A 252-nucleotide genomic window follows, 5' to 3' on the forward strand; every position below is an offset into this window, starting at 1 on the left:
GTATCAAGACAAACATTTATGGTGCAGAGAATGTTATCAAGGCATCGATTGCCAACAAAGTAAAAAAGGTGATCGCCTTATCGACAGATAAAGCTGCGAGCCCTATTAATCTTTATGGTGCGACAAAATTGGCTTCTGATAAATTATTTGTTGCAGCCAATAACATCGTTGGTCCAGGAAAAACACGCTTTGCTGCCGTAAGGTATGGGAATGTGGTGGGTTCTCGTGGTTCCGTCGTTCCTTATTTCAAGC

General features: G+C 42.1%; 1 protein-coding gene. It reads left to right on the forward strand.

The window, feature by feature from the left end; translation table 11 throughout:
* On the forward strand, window positions 1–252 hold a 252-nt coding region (locus tag AAEZ22_RS18520), incomplete at both ends, for a polysaccharide biosynthesis protein (protein WP_352298536.1).

Source organism: Pseudoalteromonas sp. 20-MNA-CIBAN-0454 (genome assembly GCF_040308685.1).
Lineage (GTDB): Bacteria > Pseudomonadota > Gammaproteobacteria > Enterobacterales > Alteromonadaceae > Pseudoalteromonas > Pseudoalteromonas nigrifaciens.